Here is a 17,043-nt window from a genome sequence, read left to right on the forward strand (position 1 = left end):
GTGCGTGGCACGGCGGCGCGGAGATCGGGACTGGAAAACCTGAAGCCGGGGCGGCGTCGAGGAGACGCACACGCCGGCTGGATCGAGTGCCCGCGCCAGGAGGGAGCGGCGATTGTCGGTCGAACGACGGGAGTCGTCAAGCGGGGCTTGCGCGCGTGTCGCGCTGCCGGCCGTCGCCGTCAGGCGTCGCGCGAAGGCGCAGTTGCCGCTGCCGTTCCCGCCTGTCCGTTCAGTCGCGCCAGCGCAGCGAACGCCAGTTGCGTTGCAATGGCCGCGAGCGTGCCGGCCGCCATGCCGTTGCCGAGCACGATCTGCACCGGCGAGCCGAAATGGCGATACAGGTTCGGCACCAGGATCGGCGCAAGGCCGACGACGAGCGCGGCCGCGAGCGTGTACTGGTTGGCGCGCGCGTGCAGGTCGACGCTGGCGAGCAGCCGGATGCCCATCACGCCGATCATTGCGAACACGACCAGCGCGGTGCCACCGACCACGGCGGCCGGAACCGCATAGGCGAGCCGCGCGAGCGGCGCGAACAGCGCGATGACGATCAGGATCGCGCCGGCGGCGGCCGTCACGTAGCGCGAGCGCACGCCGGTCGTCTGCACGACACCGATATTTTCGGCGCTGGTCACGATCAACGGCGTGCCGAACAGCGCGCCGGCCAGCGACGCCAGCGCGTCGCCGCGTATCGTCTTCGGCACGTCGCGCGACAGCGAGATCGCCTTGCCGCACGTTTCACCGACGGCGACCGTCTGCGCGGTGGCCTCGGCCATCGAGATCGCCGTGAAGATCAGCAGCGGCAGCGCGGCCAGCACGTCGAAGCGCGGCATCCCGAACGGCAGCCACACCGGATGAGTGAACAGCGGGCCGTGCCACACGTCGGCGAGCACCGGCATCGCATCGAGCGCCCAGCCGAGCGTCGCACCGGCCGTCAGGCCGATCAGCACCGCGAGACGCCCGAGCGTGCCGCGAAACGTACCGGCCACGACGACGGTGGCGACGATCGTCGCCAGCGCGAGACCGAGCGCGCGCGGCTGGGCAAAGTCGGCCGAACCGGGCTGGCCGACGACGATCACCGCGTAGATCCGGATCAGGTTGACCGACACGAGCAGCAGCATCGCGCCGACGACGATGCGCGGAAAGAGCCGCAGACAGCGCGTGAAGACGGGCAACAGCACCCAGTAGAACGCGCTGGCGAGCAACGCCGAGCCGGCCGCCGTCGGCAGGCCCGATTGCGCGGCGATGCCGGCGAACAGCATCGTCGGTGCACCGCCGGGCACCATCACGAACGGCATGCGTGCGCCGATCGCGCCGACGCCGAGCGATTGGACCAGCGTGCCGATCCCGCACGCGAAGAACGTCGCGCCGATCAGCTGGACCGTCAGGTCCGCCGGCAGCGCGAGCACTTTTGCGATCAGGAACACGGCCGTGATCGGGGACGCGGCCATCGACAGCACGTGCTGCAGCCCGAACAGCGCGAGCTGCCAGGCGGGCAGCCGTGCGTCGATGGGTGTTGAGATCGGATCGTGCGACACGGCAGGCCCCTTCGAAGCGAACGGCGACGAGCGCCGGAAACCGGCGGTGAACGAACGGTCAGGCCCGCAGCCAGGGCAGTTGCGCGGCGCTGTAGCGGAACGTCTGGAATACGCTGTTGAGCTGCCCGGGGCCGGTCTTGCGCGCGGCTTCGTCCGGGTATTCGGCGAACCACGGAATCACGTATTCCCAGACGACCTCGCCGGCGGGCGTCACTTCGAACAGCCGGCCCGTCGACGATTCGGTGACGTGCGTGTTGCCGTTCGGCAAGCGTTGCGCGTTGCCCATGAACGGCGTGTAGAACAGGTTCACGACGTCATCCGCATACGACCACACGACGCGCTGCGTCGCCGGATCGATCTCGACGACGCGCGAGAACACGACGTGCGCGCCGTGGCGGAAATTGCCGTTGTCGAACGCAAGGATGTTGCCGTTCGGAAGCGGCACCGGCGCATGCTGGTGCGACACGACGTCGGGCCCGATCCGCAGGTCGACGCGGCCGGTTTCGCGATTCACGCCGATGATGCCCGACGTCGTGCGCAGGCTCATCAGCACGCGGCCGTTCGCATCGACCGCGAGGCCGTTGACGAGCGGCCAGTGATAGCGCCCGAAACCGGTCGCGATCGGGAAATCCTCGGGCCGCAGATGGTCGCGCGCATGCCATTCCCAGACGATCTGCCCGGCCCGGTTCACTTCGCGGATCACGTCCGCATACATCACTTCGTCGTCGCCGTGCGGCGTGCCGCCGGGCACGCGCCGCGCGAACGCGGCGTCGACCGGTTCGCACGCGGCATAGAGCAGGTTGCCGTTCGGCAGCCACTGCGCATCGTGATGGTGCGCGGGATCCTCGTAGCGCCATACGGTTTCGCCTTGCGGCGTGACTTCGTAGAAGTCGCCGCCATGCCACATCGACCACGGCGCATAGCGCGATTCGGATTGCGGATGGTTGCCGTTGTAGCCGAGGTTGCCATTTGGGAGGATCACCGCATGGCGGCCGGGGCGCACGGGCATCTTCCACTGATGGACGACTTCGCCGTCGATGCCGACGAGATAGACGTTGCCGTCGGCCGTCTGCGGCGCGATGAGCGTATAGCCACCCGCGGACAGGGCGGGATCGTGGGCGATGAGGCCGACGCCACGGCGGCGCTGGGTAATCTGGTCGACGGTTGTCACTGCGGTCTCCATTCGAATCGGATGCGGGGATGCAGCGGAATCTAGACGATCCGGACGGTCAGTAAAATTGGATTATTCTTGACGGCCTGTTCGGAAAAATCTAACGGACCTTGCATGCGTTCGATATCGCAGACATTCCGCTGTTTCGACGAGGTCGCGAGGCGCGGCTCGATTCGCAAGGCGGCCGACGCGCTGCACCTGACCGCTGCGGCGGTGCACCAGCAGATCCGCAATCTCGAGGATCAGGTCGGCGTGCCGCTGTTCGACCGGCTGCCGCGCGGCATGCAGTTGACGCTCGCCGGCGAGATCGTGATCGCGGCCGTGCGGCGCGGCCAGCGCGACTTCGACAACGCGCTCACGCAGGTCGAGGACCTGCGTGCGCTGCGTCGCGGGCACGTGAACCTGGCGGTACCCGCGTCGACCGCGGAAAGGCTCGTGCCCGACGCGATCCTCGCTGCGATGCAGCGCTATCCGGGCGTCACGTACAGCGTGCGTTCGGGAAACGGCGAGAGCATCGTGCGCTGGGTCGAGACAGGCGAGGCCGACATCGGCTATGCGTTGCGCCGGCGCACGGCGGCGGGCGTCGTCGAGGTGCGCGCGTTCGCTCAGCCGCTGGGTGTCGTCACGGCGCCCGGCCATCCGCTCGCGGCGTCCGGCGGCAAGGTGCGGCTGCGCGACTGTTTCGCGCATCCGCTGATCCTGATGACGCCCGACACGGAGCTGCGCGCGATGTTCGACCAGATCGATGCGCGGCAGCCGCGCAACGTGCGGCCGCTGATCGAGACGGGCTCGGTGCCGATGGTGCGGCGCCTCGCGGCCGAAGGTGCGGGTGTCGGCTTCCTGATCGCCGAGAACGTCGCGGACGACGTGGCCGCCGGCCGGCTCGCGTGGACGCCGCTTGCCGATGCGGGGGCGCGTTCGTTCAGCTGCATCTATCAGCGGGCCGACATGAGCGCGACCGTCGCGATGGCGATGTTTCTCGATTTCTTCTCCGAGGCGATCGAAACGATGGAGAGCGGATTCGCGCGCGCCGGCGGCGCAGCCGGCAAGCGCCGACGGGCAGCAAAGTAACGCCATCGGCCGCGTGGGCGCATCGCATTGCGATGCAGTGCAGCACGCGAACCCGCGTGCGAAATCGGTGACGTTGCGTACATAACATCCGGCCGCGCTACGCCAATCCCTTATTGCGGAAAAAAATTCGTTCATGGGACTATCGAACGCGTTGCCGGCGCACCGAGGGGGTCGCAGGCAGTGTGATGTCCATCGCAACGACCTACGAGAACATCGGCAGACAATGAACAGAACAGCGATTTTTCCGTATGCGTCCGCGTTGCTCGCGGCCGCCCTGTTGACGGCATGCGGCGGCGACGTCGAGAACGACGCAGGCCGCACGCCGACACCTTCCACCGATGCGAGCTGTCTCGCGGTCGACAACAGCGGCGCGACGGTCGTGGTGGGCTCTAACCAGCCGGGCGACCCGTCGCTGCCGGAAGCGTCGTCGGGCTATCGCACCGGGATGAAGCCGGTCTATGCGAAGACCTATCTGGTGGCCACGTCGAACGCGTACGCGAGCGCGGCCGGCTGCGCGGTGCTGAAGAAGGGCGGCACGGCCGCCGACGCGGCGGTCGCCGTGCAGGCCGTGCTCGGCCTGACCGTGCCCGAGGCAACGGGCCTCGGGTCCGGCGGCGTGCTGCTCTACTACGATGCGCGCGGCAAGACGCTGCAGGCGTACGACGGCCGGGAAACCGCGCCGGCGGCCGCGACGGAGAACTACCTGCGCTACGTCGATGACGCGACCGACCACTCCGCGCCGCTGCCGAACGCACGGGCGAGCGGCCGCTCGATCGGCACGATCGGCGTGCCGAGGCTGATCGAGGCGCTGCAGCAGGATCACGGCCGCCTGCCGTGGCAGAACCTGTTCGGCGATGCGATCACGCTCGCGACCAACGGCTTCCCGATTGGTGGCCGGCTCGCCGACGCGATCGCGGCGAATGCCGCGAACCTGAAGCGCGACCCCGAGGCCGCCGCGTATTTCCTGAACGCGGACGGGTCGCCTAAGACGCTCGGCACCGTGCTGAAGAATCCGGCCTATGCGCGCACGCTGACGCTGATGGCGCAGTCGGGTGCGAACGCGCTGTACACGGGGCAGATCGCGCAGGACATCGTTGCGAAGATCGCGACGACGAAGGGCGCGGACGGGGCGACGCTCACGCCGGGCAAGACGACCGTCGCCGACCTGGCCGCGTACCAGGCGAAGCGCCGCGATCCGGTGTGCACGACGTATCGCAGCTACTGGGTATGCGGGATGCCGCCGCCGTCGTCGGGCGGCATCGCGGTCGCGTCGGCGCTCGGCATTCTCGAGAATTACTACCTGAAGTCGCTGAAGCCGACGGCGATCGATCTCGAAGGCGGCAAGCCGACCGTCGCGGGCGTGCACCTCATCACCGAGGCGGAGCGGCTTGCGTATGCCGACCGCGACAAGTACGTGGCCGATACGGATTTTGTGCCGCTGCCGGGCGGCACGTGGAACACGCTGCTGAACAAGCCGTACCTGAAATCGCGCGCGGCGTTGATCGACCCGACCAAGAGCATGGGCACCGCACAGCCCGGCAATCTGGGCGCGGTGCCGCTCGGCGTCGACACGACGCTGATCGAGCACGGCACGAACCAGTTCACGATCGTCGACGGCGACGGCAACGTGCTGAGCGCAACGACGACGGTCGAGTCGAGCATGGGCTCGTTCCACATGACCAACGGCTTCCTGCTGAACAACCAGCTGACCGATTTTTCCGCGAACCCGGTCGATAGCGCGGGCAATCCGGTGGCCAACCGCCTCCAGCCGGGCAAGCGGCCGCGCAGCTCGATGGCGCCGACGATCGTGTTCGGGCAGGCCGCGGACGGTTCGCGCGGCGATTTCGTGATGGCGACCGGTTCGCCGGGCGGGGGCACGATTCCGCAATATGTGGTCAAGACGCTCGTCGGCGCGCTCGACTGGGGGCTCGACGCGCAGCAGTCGGCGGGGCTCGTCGACTTCGGCGCGAGCAACAGTCCGACGACCACGATCGGCGGCGAGCACCCGAACGTCAACACGGCGAACAACGGGGCGAACGATCCGCTGATCACGGGGCTGCTCGCGCTCGGGCACAAGGTGTCGACGTCCGCGCAGGCGAGCGGCGTCAATACCGTGATGCGCGTAACGGTCGGCCAGTCGCCCGCGTTGCAGGGCGGCACCGATCCGCGGCGTGAAGGCGTCGTGCTCGGCGATACGTTCCGGCCGTAACCGGTCAGGACGCGCGGCCCCGAACTGCCTGTATGCATCAACGGGCGGTCGGGGCTGCGCATCGTGAAGGAGTCGCAATGACGAACGCGCATCTGCTTGACATGGATGCCATCCTGTCGGTGCCGGGCTTTTTCGATTTCCTCGGCGACCTGGATTGCGACCGTGCGCTGGACAGTCGCGATGCCGAGCCGTTCGATGCGCAGTGGATGGCGTCGTTCGACGAAGTCGAGGGCGATCCCGGCACAGCGGTCGACCAGCAGGCCGTGAGCGCGCTGACGGAAAAGGCGTTCAAGCTCGCGTTCGGCGCAGCGGGGGACGCCGGTGCGGTGGCATGCGTATCCGACGATATCGAACTCATCGCGAGGAGCGGGTTGTCGGGCTGCACTGATGGCTGGCCGACACACGTTCTTTGGAATGCTTATCGAAGCGGCCGGTTTCCCTGCGAGGCGTTTTGCCGGTCTGTTTTCCCGATCGGCTGCGGCGTGGTCCACGCGGCACGCCTCCAGGTTCACTCGATCCACCGCCCAATTCCGCCGCAAGCCCCCGATTGTCAAACTATGTGAGGCAATCGTCAGCATTTGCAACGGAAGTAACAGTCCCCGCAAATCAGTCGTTTTGCGCGTCCGCGCCGCTACATTAGCTCCACCTGCCGCACGTCGCGGCAAGGCATGCGACAAGCCGCACGAAGGCGGCCCGCAGCAACAACGTCTTTGGGGAGAATGACCATGAACACGATTCGTACGATTCTGGTGGGTGCTGCACTGACGGCGATGGCGACTTCGGCTGCGTTCGCACAGACGGCCCAGACCGGTGCCCAGGGTTCCGCAAGTGTCGGCGCGCAGGTTCAGACGCCGCTGCTCGGCGGCGGCGTGGGCGTGCAGGCTGGCGCCGGCGCGAATGCGGCAGGCTCGGGTTCGGGCGCGGGCAACGTCGTTGGCGGCGCGCTGAACGGCGTCGGCAAGACGGTCGGCGGCGTGGGCTCGGCGGCCGGCGACGCGGTTGGCGGTGCGACGCATGCGGTCGGCTCGGCAGCGGGCACCGCGAAGGATGCCGCCGCATCGGCCGTCCACTCGACGAAATCGCACGTGAAGCACGTCGCCGGCACGGCAAAGAGCCATGTGCAAGGCGCGGTGTCGACGGCAGGCGACGTTGCCGGCGGCGCGAAGGCGAAGGCCGGCGAGGCGCTCGACGGCGCGACGAACTCGGTGCAGGGTGGCGCATCGGTCGGCGTGAAGGGTTCGGCGTCGGCGCAAGGCGGCGCGCTGTAAGCGTCAGGCTTCCCGATAGAGCCCGGCCCGCTTCGATGCGGGCCGGGCTTCTTTATGGGCGCGCGCGGTGCGCCGTTCATCCCTTCCTTGATACCGGGATGCGTCGGCGCTCGCCACCCATCCGGCGACGCGACGGGCCTGCCCGCCTGCCGGCACGCACCGGCAAAGGGCGGCGTGTGCACCCCCAGCCCATCGCCCGCCGGCCATGCTTAAATAGCGAGGCTCCCGGTTGCCGGGCCGCCGCGATCGCGGCGCCGTCCGATACGGGCCAGCATGTCCGATCGACATCGTGACGACAGACGACACCAAAACGCCGTTCCGGCCAGTCCGGCGCGGCCCGATAACATTCCGAGGCCTCACGTCATGACCATCCTGTTCCGTCTTCTCGCGCTCGCCTGCGCGCTCTGGCTGGCCGCCTGCGCAGGGTCGCCCCCGCCGTCCGGCAGTACCAGCGCATCCGCCGCCGCACCGGACGCCAGCGAACGCCGCGGGCTCGGCACTGCATGGGGCGAGTCGGTGCGATCCGAAACCCGCCAGGTCGATTTCGAACGCGCGGATCCGGCGAAGCCGACGGATCTTGCGTCGGTCTACTACAACGACGCGTTGCCCGGACATCCTCCCGCGTCCCAGGTTCGCCGGTTGCCGACCCGCGTCGCGCTCGCCAACGGCGACATCGCGCTGTCGTTCACGGACGAAAAGGGCGCGCCGCTGCGTCTGGCACGCAGCGACGGCCGCTGGCACATGGCGGGCGTCGAAGGTTCGCGCTACATGATCGTGCTGCGCAACCAGGGGCGCCGTACGTTCGAGATCGTGTCGAGCGTTGACGGGCTCGACGTGCTGTCGGGGCGGCCCGGCAGCTATACGAACGGCGGTTACGTGCTGTATCCGGGCCGCACGCTGACGATCGAGGGTTTCCGCAAGAGCCGCGACGAAGTGGCCGCGTTCCGCTTCGCGGCGGTGCCCGACAGCTATGTCGCGAATTCGAAGTATGGCGATGCCGCGAACGTCGGCGTGATCGGCGTCGCGGTGTTCGCGCAGAAGGAGAACGACGAGGAAGCGCTGCGCCGCAACGCGAATCCGTTCCCCGGCAATGACAACGGCTATGCACCGCCGCCGGTGCCGCGCGGCGAGTGACGGCACCTCGTGGATCAGCCGCGTGCGTCGTGACGAACGACGCGCGCGGGGCGTTCCTGGATCGGGGCTGCCCGAACGGCATGCCGGCGCATGCGATGAACTTCACGACCCTCCTGCGCGATTGATGCGGACACGGATCATCCCGACGAAATCGATGGCGTTGAAGCTCGCGGCGCTGGCGCTGCTGGCCTCGAATGCCGCCGTTGCCTTCGCCGAAACGCCGGCGCCCGAATCGGTGCGGCTCGCCAACGGTCACGCGATCGAATGGGCGCGCCCGGGGTTGTTCGAGGTCGATGCCGCCCGCCACCGGAAATCGGCATTGATCGTGCCGGCCGCGCTTCGCCACGCATTGCGCGATGCATCGAGTGTTGCATTCCCGTCGGACCGTTCGAAGCGAATCGACGGCAAAGACTATCTGCTGGTCGTCGTCAACCGCTCGTCGAGCAGCCACCCGACAGGCTATTGCGGCGCGGGCGAAGAAGGGGCGCTGTACGTGCTGGAGCTGCACGGCGCCCATGCCGTGCAGCGTTTCTCGCTGCCGGTTCAAAGCTGCCTCGACTCCGTTTCGCTCGACACCGACGGTGGCGCGCAATCGCCCTACCTGGCGATCGCGTGGCGCGACGACCCGGTCGGCATCGACATCCGGTGGGAATTTCTTTCTCACGGCGGTGCAACGCATCGCGTCTATCGTTTCGTGAACGGCACGTTTGTCGAGACCGGGATTCCGCAGTAACGCGGCCGGGCTGCGGCACAATGGCCGTTCGAATTTGCATCGCGTGCACTCCCACCATCCGGATCGACGGAGAGCCTCATGTCGTTACCCGCTTTCAGGTACCATCCCGACCCGCTGGCAACGGGCAGCGTGATTCGCTCGGACGCGCGCTGCGTGTGTTGCGGCGATGCACGTGGTTACGTGTACGCGGGCCCCGTGTATGCGGTCGACGAGTACGAGCAACGCATCTGCCCGTGGTGCATCGCCGACGGTTCGGCACACGCGCGGCTCGATGCAGTCTTTACCGACACCTATGGCATCGGCGGCGGCGAATGGGATGAGGTGCCTGACGCGGTCGTCGACGAAATCGCCTGCCGCACGCCGGGCTTCCAGGGCTGGCAGCAGCAACGGTGGTGGACGCATTGCGGCGATGGCGCGCAGTTCATTGGCCGGGCAGGTGCAGGCGAACTGACCGCGCTCGGCCCGCAGGCCGTTGCATCGATTCGGGCATCGACCGGACTCGCCGAGGGCGCCGAATGGGAGCGCTTTTTCGCCGCACTCGACAAGGACGGTTCACCGACCGCGTATATGTTTCGCTGCATCCATTGCGGTGAACTCGGCGGCTACCAGGATTGCGATTGATGGCCCGGCTGGCGGCACCGCACGTCGATCGCTGGCCCCATCGTCATGAAACAAAGGAATCTTCGTGAAGTTCATCCACGCGGCAGACATACACCTCGACAGCCCGTTGCACGGCCTGAGCGCCTATCCCGACGCGCCGGCCGCGCAGTTACGCAACGCGTCGCGCGAGGCGCTGCGGCAGCTCGTGGATCGTGCGATCGAAGAGGACGTCGCGTTCCTCGTGATCGCCGGCGACCTGTACGACGGCGACTGGAAGGACCACAACACAGGCATCTTCTTCGGCCAGCAGATGGGGCGCCTGCGCAAGGCCGGCATCCGCGCGTTCGTGCTCGGCGGCAACCACGACGCCGAAAGCGAGATGACGAAGAAGCTGACGCTGCCCGACAACGTCACCGTGTTCGGCCACCGCAAGGCGGAAACCCACAAGCTGCCCGAATTCGACGTCGCGCTGCATGGGCAGAGCTTCAAGGACAAGGCTGTCGTCGACAATCTCGCGATCGGCTATCCGGACCCGGTGCCCGGTTACTACAACATCGGCGTGCTGCACACGGCGCTCGAAGGCTATGCGGCGCACGCGAACTATGCGCCGTGCACGCTGGCCGAACTCCATGCGAAAGGCTACGACTACTGGGCACTCGGCCACGTGCACGAATTCCAGCAATGGTCGGGGTCGTCCACGGTGGTGTTTCCCGGCAACCTGCAGGGGCGCCATATCCGCGAGACGGGCCGCCGCGGCGCGGTGCTCGTGACGGTCGAGCAGGGCCGCACGCAGGTCGAGCGCCTGTATCTCGACGTGCTGCGCTGGGAAGCCGTGTCGGTCGACGCGTCCGATTGCCTTACCGTCGCCGACCTGTCGAGAAAAATCGGCCAGTCGCTGGAAGCGCTGCTGACCGTCGACGGCCATGTGCCGCGCGCGGTGCGCGTGACGGTCACGGGGCGCACGCCCGCGCATGGTCTCTTTTTCGGCCGCGCGCCGCAGTTGCGCGCGGAGGTGCTGAACCAGATCGGGATCATCGGCAACGAGCGGCTGTGGCTCGAGAAGGTTCGGCTCGCGACGTCCGCTGCCGATCATCAGCCGGGCGAAAGCGAGCAGCTCGAAGCGCTGGAGGACCTGAAGCAGATCCTGGCCGACGCCGCGCGCGATCCGGATTTCCTCGAACTGCTCGAGCGCGACCTGAAGCCGTTCGTCGGCAAGGTGCGCAGCGACGTGAAGGAAGAGGTGCCGTTGTTGACGATGGCGCGCGCGGGTGAGCTGACCGCACTCGTCGAGCAGGTCGGGCCCGCGTTGCTCGCGCGGCTGGCGAGGGGGGAATAAGCGATGAGGATCAACCAGCTCGATCTGATCAAGTACGGCAAGTTCACCGACGAGACGCTGCGATTCCCGTCGGCCGGCGAGGATTTCCACGTGATCGTGGGGCCGAATGAGGCCGGCAAGTCGACGATCCGCACGGCGGTGTCGGAGCTGTTGTTCGGGATGAAGCTGCAGACACCGCTCGATTTCCTGCACAGCACGCCTGAACTGCGGATCGGCGGCGTGCTGGAGAGCGGCACGGGCGAACTCGCGTTCCACCGCGCGCGCGGGCGCAGTCCGTTGCGTACACCCGCCGACGACAAGTTGCCCGACGATTATCTCGCCGCCGTTCTCGATGGCGCCACGCGCGAATTCTTCGAACAGATGTTCGGGCTCGATCACGGGCGTCTGGTCGACGGCGGCCGGAGCATTCTCGACGCATCCGACAAGCTCGGCCAGGTGCTGTTCGAATCGGCTGCCGGTGTCGGCAGTCTCGGGCCGGTGCGTGAGGAGCTCGAGGCGCGCGCGGTCGAGCTCTGGGCGCCGCGCCGCAGCGGCAGCGCGTTTGCACTCGCCGAATCGTCGTTCAACGAAGCCGTGACCGAACTGAAGACGGTTCAGGTGCGCACGCGCGACTGGGTCGAACGCAAGGACGCGCGCGAAGCGGTCGAACAGCAGATCGAGCAGGCACGCGCGGAACAGCGTCGGCTCGAAGCGCTGCGCTCGAAGCTCGAACGCGTGCGACGGCTGGCACCGTACCTGAAGGAGCTGACGGTCAAGGACGCCGCGCTGGCGGAACTGGGCCCGGTCGTCGAGTTGCCGCCCACCGCGTATGCGGACCTGCTGAAGGCACAGGGCGATCTCGCCGCCGAACAGAAGGTGCTCGAGGAGCGGCGTGCCGACCTGCTTGCAAAACGGCAGGCGCGCGATGCGATCGACGCCGACGCCGACACGCTGGCGCTCGAAGCCGACATCGAAGCGCTCGACCGGCTGCGCGGCGCGTGCATGAATCACGCGCAGGATCTGCTGCTGCTCGGCGCGGATGTCGAGCGGCACCTGTCCGCCGCGTTTGCAGCCGCCGCCCAGCTCGGCTGGCCGACGGACGAAGCGTCGCTGCGTGCGTCGCTGCCGACCGCGTTGTCGCTGAAGACTGTCGCAAACCTGTTGCGCGAACACGGTGCGCTGCACCAGGCGCTTGCCGGCGCGCGCGAATCGCTCGACGAACGCACGCGCGAGCTTGCGCAGGTGCAGGAACAACAGGCGCGCCTGTCGACCGTCGACGTGCCGGAGGCGCTGCGTGCGGCGCTGGCCGATGCGCAGGGCTTTCGCAACAGTGGCCAGCGCGAGCAGGCGCTCGAACAGGAAATCGCCGCCGCCGAGCGCACGTTGTCCGGCGCACTCGATGCGCTCGGCCAGTGGCGCATGCCGGTCGATACGCTGCGTGCGCTCGACGTGCCGTCGGCGGCGCGGCTCGGCACGCTGCTGAAGGAAGACAGCGAACGCGCGAGTGCGGTCGCTGCTGCACGCGACGCGCGGGACGGCGCACTCGAAGAGCTCGAGCGGCTCGAACTGCAGGAAAAGCACTTCGCGGAGAACCACAAGGTCGTCACGACCGCCGACGTGCTGGCGGCGCGCGCGCGACGCGACGGCGCGTGGGGCGACATCCGCAGCGGCGCGGTCGATCTCGCAACGGGCGCACCTGCGGTCGACGACGCGATCCGCCTGGCGGACGAACTCGTCGACGCACAGCTCGGCGCGACGCAGGCGGCGGCGATGTTGCAGTCGCTGCGCCAACAGGTCGAATCCTCACGTGCCGGCGTGACGCGCAAGCAGGCCGCATTGGATGAGCGCGAGCGTGAGCTCGCCGCGCATCGCGACGCATGGGCCGCGCTCGCGACGACGGCCGTGGTGCCCGGCATGCCGCTGGCGGCGATGGGCGACTGGCTGGCGAAGCGCGACACGGTGTTCGCCGCGCAAGCCGATCTCGACCGGCTGCGCCGCGAATTCGACACGATTCGCGCCGCGCGGGCGGGTGCCGAAACCACGCTGCGCACGGCACTGCGTACCGTGTCGCGCGGCGGTGAGTCGGATGGTTTGGCGGCGCTCGTCGCGATCGCCGAGACCTTCGTACAGTCGGCCGAGAAAGCGCTCGCGCAGCAGGACAGCCTGGAGGATCGCGCACGGGAGGCGGAACGCGGATGCGCGACGGCACAGTCGCGTGCCGGCCACGCGCAGACGGCCTACGATGCGTGGCATGCGCAATGGCGCGACGCGCTGGCTGACGCAAAGCTGTCCACGAGCGCGGCGACGCTGGCCGCGGCGGAAGGTGCGCTCGGGCTCGCCAACGCGGTGACGGTCGAACTGGCCGATGCCGATGCGCCGCGTAACCGGATCGTTGCGATCCGTGCGGAGCTGTCCGCGCTCGAGTCGGGCGCACGAAGGCTCGCCGAAGCGCTCGCGCCGGAATGGTTGACGAGCGGCGACTGGCCGGACGTCGCGCGTCGGCTGACGATGCGCCTTTCGACTGCTCGGGAAATCGCGCGTGCGATCGATCGCGCCGACGAGGCCGTGCGGCAGGCCGACGGCAAGGTCGCGGATGCGGCCGCCGCGGTGGCCGGTGCCGATGCGCGTATCCAGCCGCTGCTGCAACTCGCCGGCGTAGCGTTGATCGACGCGGCGCTGCCGCTGGCCGAACGCTCGGATCGCCGGCGCCAGCTTCGGCAGGCGGTCGATGCCGCGCACGAGGCACTGGTGCGCGATGGTGACGGCCTGTCCCGGTCCGCCGTCGAAGCGGAAGTCGCGGAACAGGACATCGCCGACGTACCGGCGCATCTCGAAGCGGTGAAGCAGTCGCTCGGCGACGTCGGCAAGCGGCTGAACGAGCTTGCCCAGCAGCAGGTCGTGGCCGATCAGGCATTCGGCGCGATCGACGGCCAAGCGAACGCGGCCGTTGCCGAATCGAAGCGACAGGAAGCGCTGGCGGCGATGGGCGAAGCAGCCGAACAGTATCTGGAGGCGGCCACGGCGAGCCGGTTGCTGAAGTGGGCGACGGATCGCTATCGGGACCAGAAGCAGGGGCCGATGCTCAGGCGCGCGGGCGAGATTTTCGCGGGGCTCACGCTGGGTGAGTTCGCGCGGCTGACCGTCGATACCGAACGGACGCCGCCCGCCCTGTATGCACGACGGACGCAGGGGGCATCGGTCGAGGTCGCCGGGTTGAGCGAAGGGACGCGCGACCAGTTGTTCCTCGCACTGCGGATCGCGGCGCTGGAGTTGCAGCTCGGCAGCCGGACCGCACTGCCGTTCGTGGCCGACGACTTGTTCATCAACTTCGACGATGCGCGCGCGAAGGCCGGCCTCGATGCGTTGCGCGATCTGTCGACGCGAACCCAGGTGCTGTTCCTGACGCACCACGACCATCTGCTGCCGCTCGTGAGAGATGTATTCGGCGCGCGGGTCAACGTGGTCGAGCTCCAGCGCGCACCGGTGGGCGCGTGACGCAGGGCATGCGTGAATTCCGGCGCGCGGGCAGGGTCATCACGAACAGGTAGTATGTGCGGTTCCGAAATGCACGCGGCCGGTTCTGCCGGTCGCGGGCCAGGCCACACGAGGGGGGAATATGAAAAAGCTGGTAGCCGCCATCGCGTTCGCGGCGGACAAGCATCGCAATCAGCGGCGCAAGGACGAAGAAGCGTCGCCGTACATCAATCATCCGATCGCGCTCGCCGACGTGCTGGCCAACGAGGCCGGCGTCGAGGACGAACGCGTGATCGTCGCGGCCGTGCTGCACGACACGGTCGAGGATACGGAGACGACCGAGCAGGAACTGCTGCGGCTGTTCGGCAAGGACGTGGCGGACATCGTGATGGAAGTCACCGACGACAAGTCATTGCCGAAGGAGGAGCGCAAGCGTCTGCAGGTCGAGCATGCGGCGACCATCAGCCGGCGCGCGAAGCTCGTGAAGCTGGCCGACAAGATCTGCAACCTGCGCGACATCGCGCGGCATCCCCCCGCGGACTGGCCGCTCGAGCGCAAGCAGGCGTATTTCGACTGGGCGAAGTCGGTCGTCGACCCGATGCGCGGGGTGCATCCCGGTCTCGAGGCGATCTTCGACACCGCCTACGACGCACGGCCGGCGGACTGAGGCGCCCGCATGCGATCCGCTCGATCCTTCGGATCCGCCACGTGGCAATCGCCGGTCGTGGCGGGTGTCGATGTGGGTGGCGAAAAGAAGCAGTGCGATCTCGTGATCCTGCGCGGACGGACAGTCGTCTACCGCGAGGAACGGATCGCGCCCGAGGCGGTGCCTGCGCTGTGCCTCGCCCATGACGTCGTGGCCGTGGGTGTCGACGCACCGAGCCTGTGGTGGACGGGGAGCGGGCGTCGCGCGGCCGAACAGGCGCTCGCGCGCGAACGGATCTCGTGCTTTCCGACGCCGTCGCGGGAACAGGCGGTTGCAAGCACGTCAGGCTTCTTCGACTGGATGTTCATGGGAGAGCGTGTCTACCGCGCGCTCGCGGATGCCTATCCGCTGCTGACCGGCGCCCGCTATGCGGGCGGGCGCGCGAGCTTCGAAACCTATCCTTATGCGATCACCTGCGCGCTGCTGGGGAAGGCCGTCGCATCGGCGAAGCAGAAACGCAACCAGCGCCGGCAATTGCTGGAACGACTGGGCGTCGACGTGTCGACGTTGAAGTCCGTCGATGCGCGAGACGCGACCCTTTGCGCGTTGACGGCGCAATGCGTCATCGACGGGAATGCGCACGCGTATGGCGATGCGGAGGGCGGATATATCCGCGTGCCGATCGTGAGCGAGACGATCGTTCTCGACGCACTGTAGTCGTGTCGCGCGGCCCGGGCGAGGGGTGTAGCGAAAAGGTGAGCTTTTGCGGGAGGGCGGCGGCCCGCGTGACGGCGAAGGCTTCAGGCCGGGACTGCAGGCCGGCAAACATCGGGATGGCTGGCGCACACGACATCATGCCGGTGCGCTACGCGATCCCGAGCGGCGTCGCTCAACCCTCGAGGATGGCTTTCGGTATGCTGGACAGATCGCAGGCGTCCGCCTGTTCGAAGTAGCCTTCGGCATCGTCGATCATCACGACTGCGACGTCGATCAGCTCGTCGAGCCGTTGCAGCAGCGACTCACGCCACTCGATGTCTTCGTCGCGCTCGGGCGTCTTGTCCAGTTGCTCGATGATCGAGTCGGCCGTCTGCAGGAAAGGAATCGCCTGCTGATAGTTTTCGATCGAGACCATCGCTGCGTTGCGCGCGCCGACGAGTCGCTCGCGATGCTCGTCCGCCAGTTCGGATTCACCGCAGATCCGCGGCAATACATCCGAGATGCGCTGCAGAAGCGGTGGGGCCTGTTCTTCCAGGATGATGGCGCGCTCGCGCAGCGCTGCATATTCGTCGCGAAGGTCGGCGTCGCCGGATTGAGAGGTGCTGTCCATCGTGGATATGAATGCGTGGTTCGGTCGCGGCATGATACTCGACGGCACCCGCTTCCTTGTCCGTTCCGCGACCTCATATATAGAGGGGGACGACAGGCATACGTCACATCAATAGAGGGGGCTCGCGTTGCGATGCGTGGCCCGTCGAGCCCGAAGCCCCCGTGCGCGTCAGCGCACGGGGGCTTTTCAAAATATTTTCACAAAGGGCTTGCATAGACGGGGGTGGGTGCTTAGAATCACGCCTCTTTCGCGCTAACGGAAACGCGGCGCGGGAGAAGGGAAGCAGGGCGGGTGGTGCGCAGCAGTCTGAAGCGCGCAGCTGGCCTGGAAGTTGAACCCCGCAGTCGCAACGATGTAGTGTAAAAAGTTGTTGACGAACTGCGAAACGCGGTTCATAATCTCGCTTCTCTGCTGCTGAAAACGCAGCGCTGCCGGGAAACACGAAGTTCCTCGCAGAATGCTCTTTAAAAATTAACAGCCGATAAGTGTGGGCGCTTGATGAAAGCGAGCTGATCCTCGGATCAGATAGCGAAAGTATCAAGAGTCTCACACTAAAGTAA

At 67.5% G+C, this 17,043-nt stretch carries 14 protein-coding genes; 11 read left to right on the top strand and 3 right to left on the bottom strand.

Annotation, left to right across the window (positions count from 1 at the left end; translation table 11 throughout):
- Positions 1-179: 179 nt before the first annotated feature.
- Positions 180-1,535, bottom strand: coding sequence for a uracil-xanthine permease family protein (locus CFB45_RS37305; RefSeq protein WP_089430058.1), 1,356 nt, complete (start codon positions 1,533-1,535; stop codon positions 180-182).
- A gap of 58 nt (positions 1,536-1,593) precedes the next feature.
- The gene (locus CFB45_RS37310) at positions 1,594-2,718 is read right to left on the bottom strand and encodes an aryl-sulfate sulfotransferase (protein ID WP_089430059.1); all 1,125 of its coding nucleotides are present in this window, start codon (positions 2,716-2,718) and stop codon (positions 1,594-1,596) included.
- Positions 2,719-2,820: 102 nt separating this feature from the next.
- Here CFB45_RS37310 and CFB45_RS37315 point away from each other — a divergent pair, with 102 nt between their 5' ends.
- The 11 genes from CFB45_RS37315 (at position 2,821) to CFB45_RS37365 (ending at position 15,873) form a co-directional block, all read left to right on the top strand.
- Positions 2,821-3,777 (top strand): LysR family transcriptional regulator, encoded by a 957-nt coding sequence (locus CFB45_RS37315; RefSeq protein ID WP_089430060.1) that lies wholly within the window; start codon positions 2,821-2,823, stop codon positions 3,775-3,777.
- A 223-nt stretch (positions 3,778-4,000) separates the two neighbouring features.
- Entirely contained in the window at positions 4,001-5,986 is a 1,986-nt protein-coding gene (locus CFB45_RS37320; protein ID WP_089430061.1) for a gamma-glutamyltransferase family protein, read from the top strand.
- Positions 5,987-6,063: 77 nt separating this feature from the next.
- Positions 6,064-6,549: a hypothetical protein gene (locus CFB45_RS37325; RefSeq protein WP_256978518.1), complete on the top strand. Its 486-nt coding sequence runs from the start codon at positions 6,064-6,066 to the stop codon at positions 6,547-6,549.
- 162 nt (positions 6,550-6,711) lie between these two features.
- Positions 6,712-7,254: a hypothetical protein gene (locus CFB45_RS37330; protein WP_089430062.1), complete on the top strand. Its 543-nt coding sequence runs from the start codon at positions 6,712-6,714 to the stop codon at positions 7,252-7,254.
- A 363-nt stretch (positions 7,255-7,617) separates the two neighbouring features.
- Positions 7,618-8,388, top strand: coding sequence for a hypothetical protein (locus CFB45_RS37335; RefSeq protein ID WP_089430063.1), 771 nt, complete (start codon positions 7,618-7,620; stop codon positions 8,386-8,388).
- Between the two features lie 154 nt (positions 8,389-8,542).
- Complete coding sequence (locus tag CFB45_RS37340) at positions 8,543-9,121, top strand: hypothetical protein (RefSeq protein ID WP_089430064.1); 579 nt, start codon at positions 8,543-8,545, stop codon at positions 9,119-9,121.
- Between the two features lie 78 nt (positions 9,122-9,199).
- Positions 9,200-9,742 (top strand): CbrC family protein, encoded by a 543-nt coding sequence (locus CFB45_RS37345; protein WP_089430065.1) that lies wholly within the window; start codon positions 9,200-9,202, stop codon positions 9,740-9,742.
- A 64-nt stretch (positions 9,743-9,806) separates the two neighbouring features.
- Entirely contained in the window at positions 9,807-11,057 is a 1,251-nt protein-coding gene (locus CFB45_RS37350; RefSeq protein ID WP_089430066.1) for a metallophosphoesterase family protein, read from the top strand.
- Between the two features lie 3 nt (positions 11,058-11,060).
- Positions 11,061-14,531 carry an ATP-binding protein gene (locus CFB45_RS37355; protein WP_089430067.1) on the top strand — a complete coding sequence of 1,157 codons (3,471 nt, stop codon included), beginning with the start codon at positions 11,061-11,063 and terminating at the stop codon, positions 14,529-14,531.
- A gap of 121 nt (positions 14,532-14,652) precedes the next feature.
- Entirely contained in the window at positions 14,653-15,177 is a 525-nt protein-coding gene (locus CFB45_RS37360) for an HD domain-containing protein (RefSeq protein WP_043185438.1), read from the top strand.
- A 9-nt stretch (positions 15,178-15,186) separates the two neighbouring features.
- Positions 15,187-15,873 (top strand): DUF429 domain-containing protein, encoded by a 687-nt coding sequence (locus tag CFB45_RS37365; RefSeq protein ID WP_089430068.1) that lies wholly within the window; start codon positions 15,187-15,189, stop codon positions 15,871-15,873.
- 172 nt (positions 15,874-16,045) lie between these two features.
- On the opposite strand, the gene CFB45_RS37370 is transcribed toward CFB45_RS37365, so the two are convergent.
- The gene (locus CFB45_RS37370; protein WP_373558434.1) at positions 16,046-16,483 is read right to left on the bottom strand and encodes an ATPase; all 438 of its coding nucleotides are present in this window, start codon (positions 16,481-16,483) and stop codon (positions 16,046-16,048) included.
- Positions 16,484-17,043: the final 560 nt, after the last annotated feature.

Origin of the sequence: Burkholderia sp. HI2500 (assembly GCF_002223055.1) — a bacterium.
Taxonomy (GTDB): Bacteria; Pseudomonadota; Gammaproteobacteria; order Burkholderiales; family Burkholderiaceae; genus Burkholderia.

Bases quoted from the DNA above. Each gene is read 5' to 3' on its own strand.
- CFB45_RS37310 (WP_089430059.1), bottom strand. From the start codon at position 2,718: ATGGAGACCGCAGTGACAACCGTCGACCAGATTACCCAGCGCCGCCGT.
- CFB45_RS37315 (WP_089430060.1), top strand. From the start codon at position 2,821: ATGCGTTCGATATCGCAGACATTCCGCTGTTTCGACGAGGTCGCGAGG.
- CFB45_RS37320 (WP_089430061.1), top strand. From the start codon at position 4,001: ATGAACAGAACAGCGATTTTTCCGTATGCGTCCGCGTTGCTCGCGGCC.
- CFB45_RS37325 (WP_256978518.1), top strand. From the start codon at position 6,064: ATGACGAACGCGCATCTGCTTGACATGGATGCCATCCTGTCGGTGCCG.
- CFB45_RS37330 (WP_089430062.1), top strand. From the start codon at position 6,712: ATGAACACGATTCGTACGATTCTGGTGGGTGCTGCACTGACGGCGATG.
- CFB45_RS37335 (WP_089430063.1), top strand. From the start codon at position 7,618: ATGACCATCCTGTTCCGTCTTCTCGCGCTCGCCTGCGCGCTCTGGCTG.
- CFB45_RS37340 (WP_089430064.1), top strand. From the start codon at position 8,543: ATGGCGTTGAAGCTCGCGGCGCTGGCGCTGCTGGCCTCGAATGCCGCC.
- CFB45_RS37345 (WP_089430065.1), top strand. From the start codon at position 9,200: ATGTCGTTACCCGCTTTCAGGTACCATCCCGACCCGCTGGCAACGGGC.
- CFB45_RS37355 (WP_089430067.1), top strand. From the start codon at position 11,061: ATGAGGATCAACCAGCTCGATCTGATCAAGTACGGCAAGTTCACCGAC.
- CFB45_RS37360 (WP_043185438.1), top strand. From the start codon at position 14,653: ATGAAAAAGCTGGTAGCCGCCATCGCGTTCGCGGCGGACAAGCATCGC.
- CFB45_RS37365 (WP_089430068.1), top strand. From the start codon at position 15,187: ATGCGATCCGCTCGATCCTTCGGATCCGCCACGTGGCAATCGCCGGTC.
- CFB45_RS37370 (WP_373558434.1), bottom strand. From the start codon at position 16,483: ATGGACAGCACCTCTCAATCCGGCGACGCCGACCTTCGCGACGAATAT.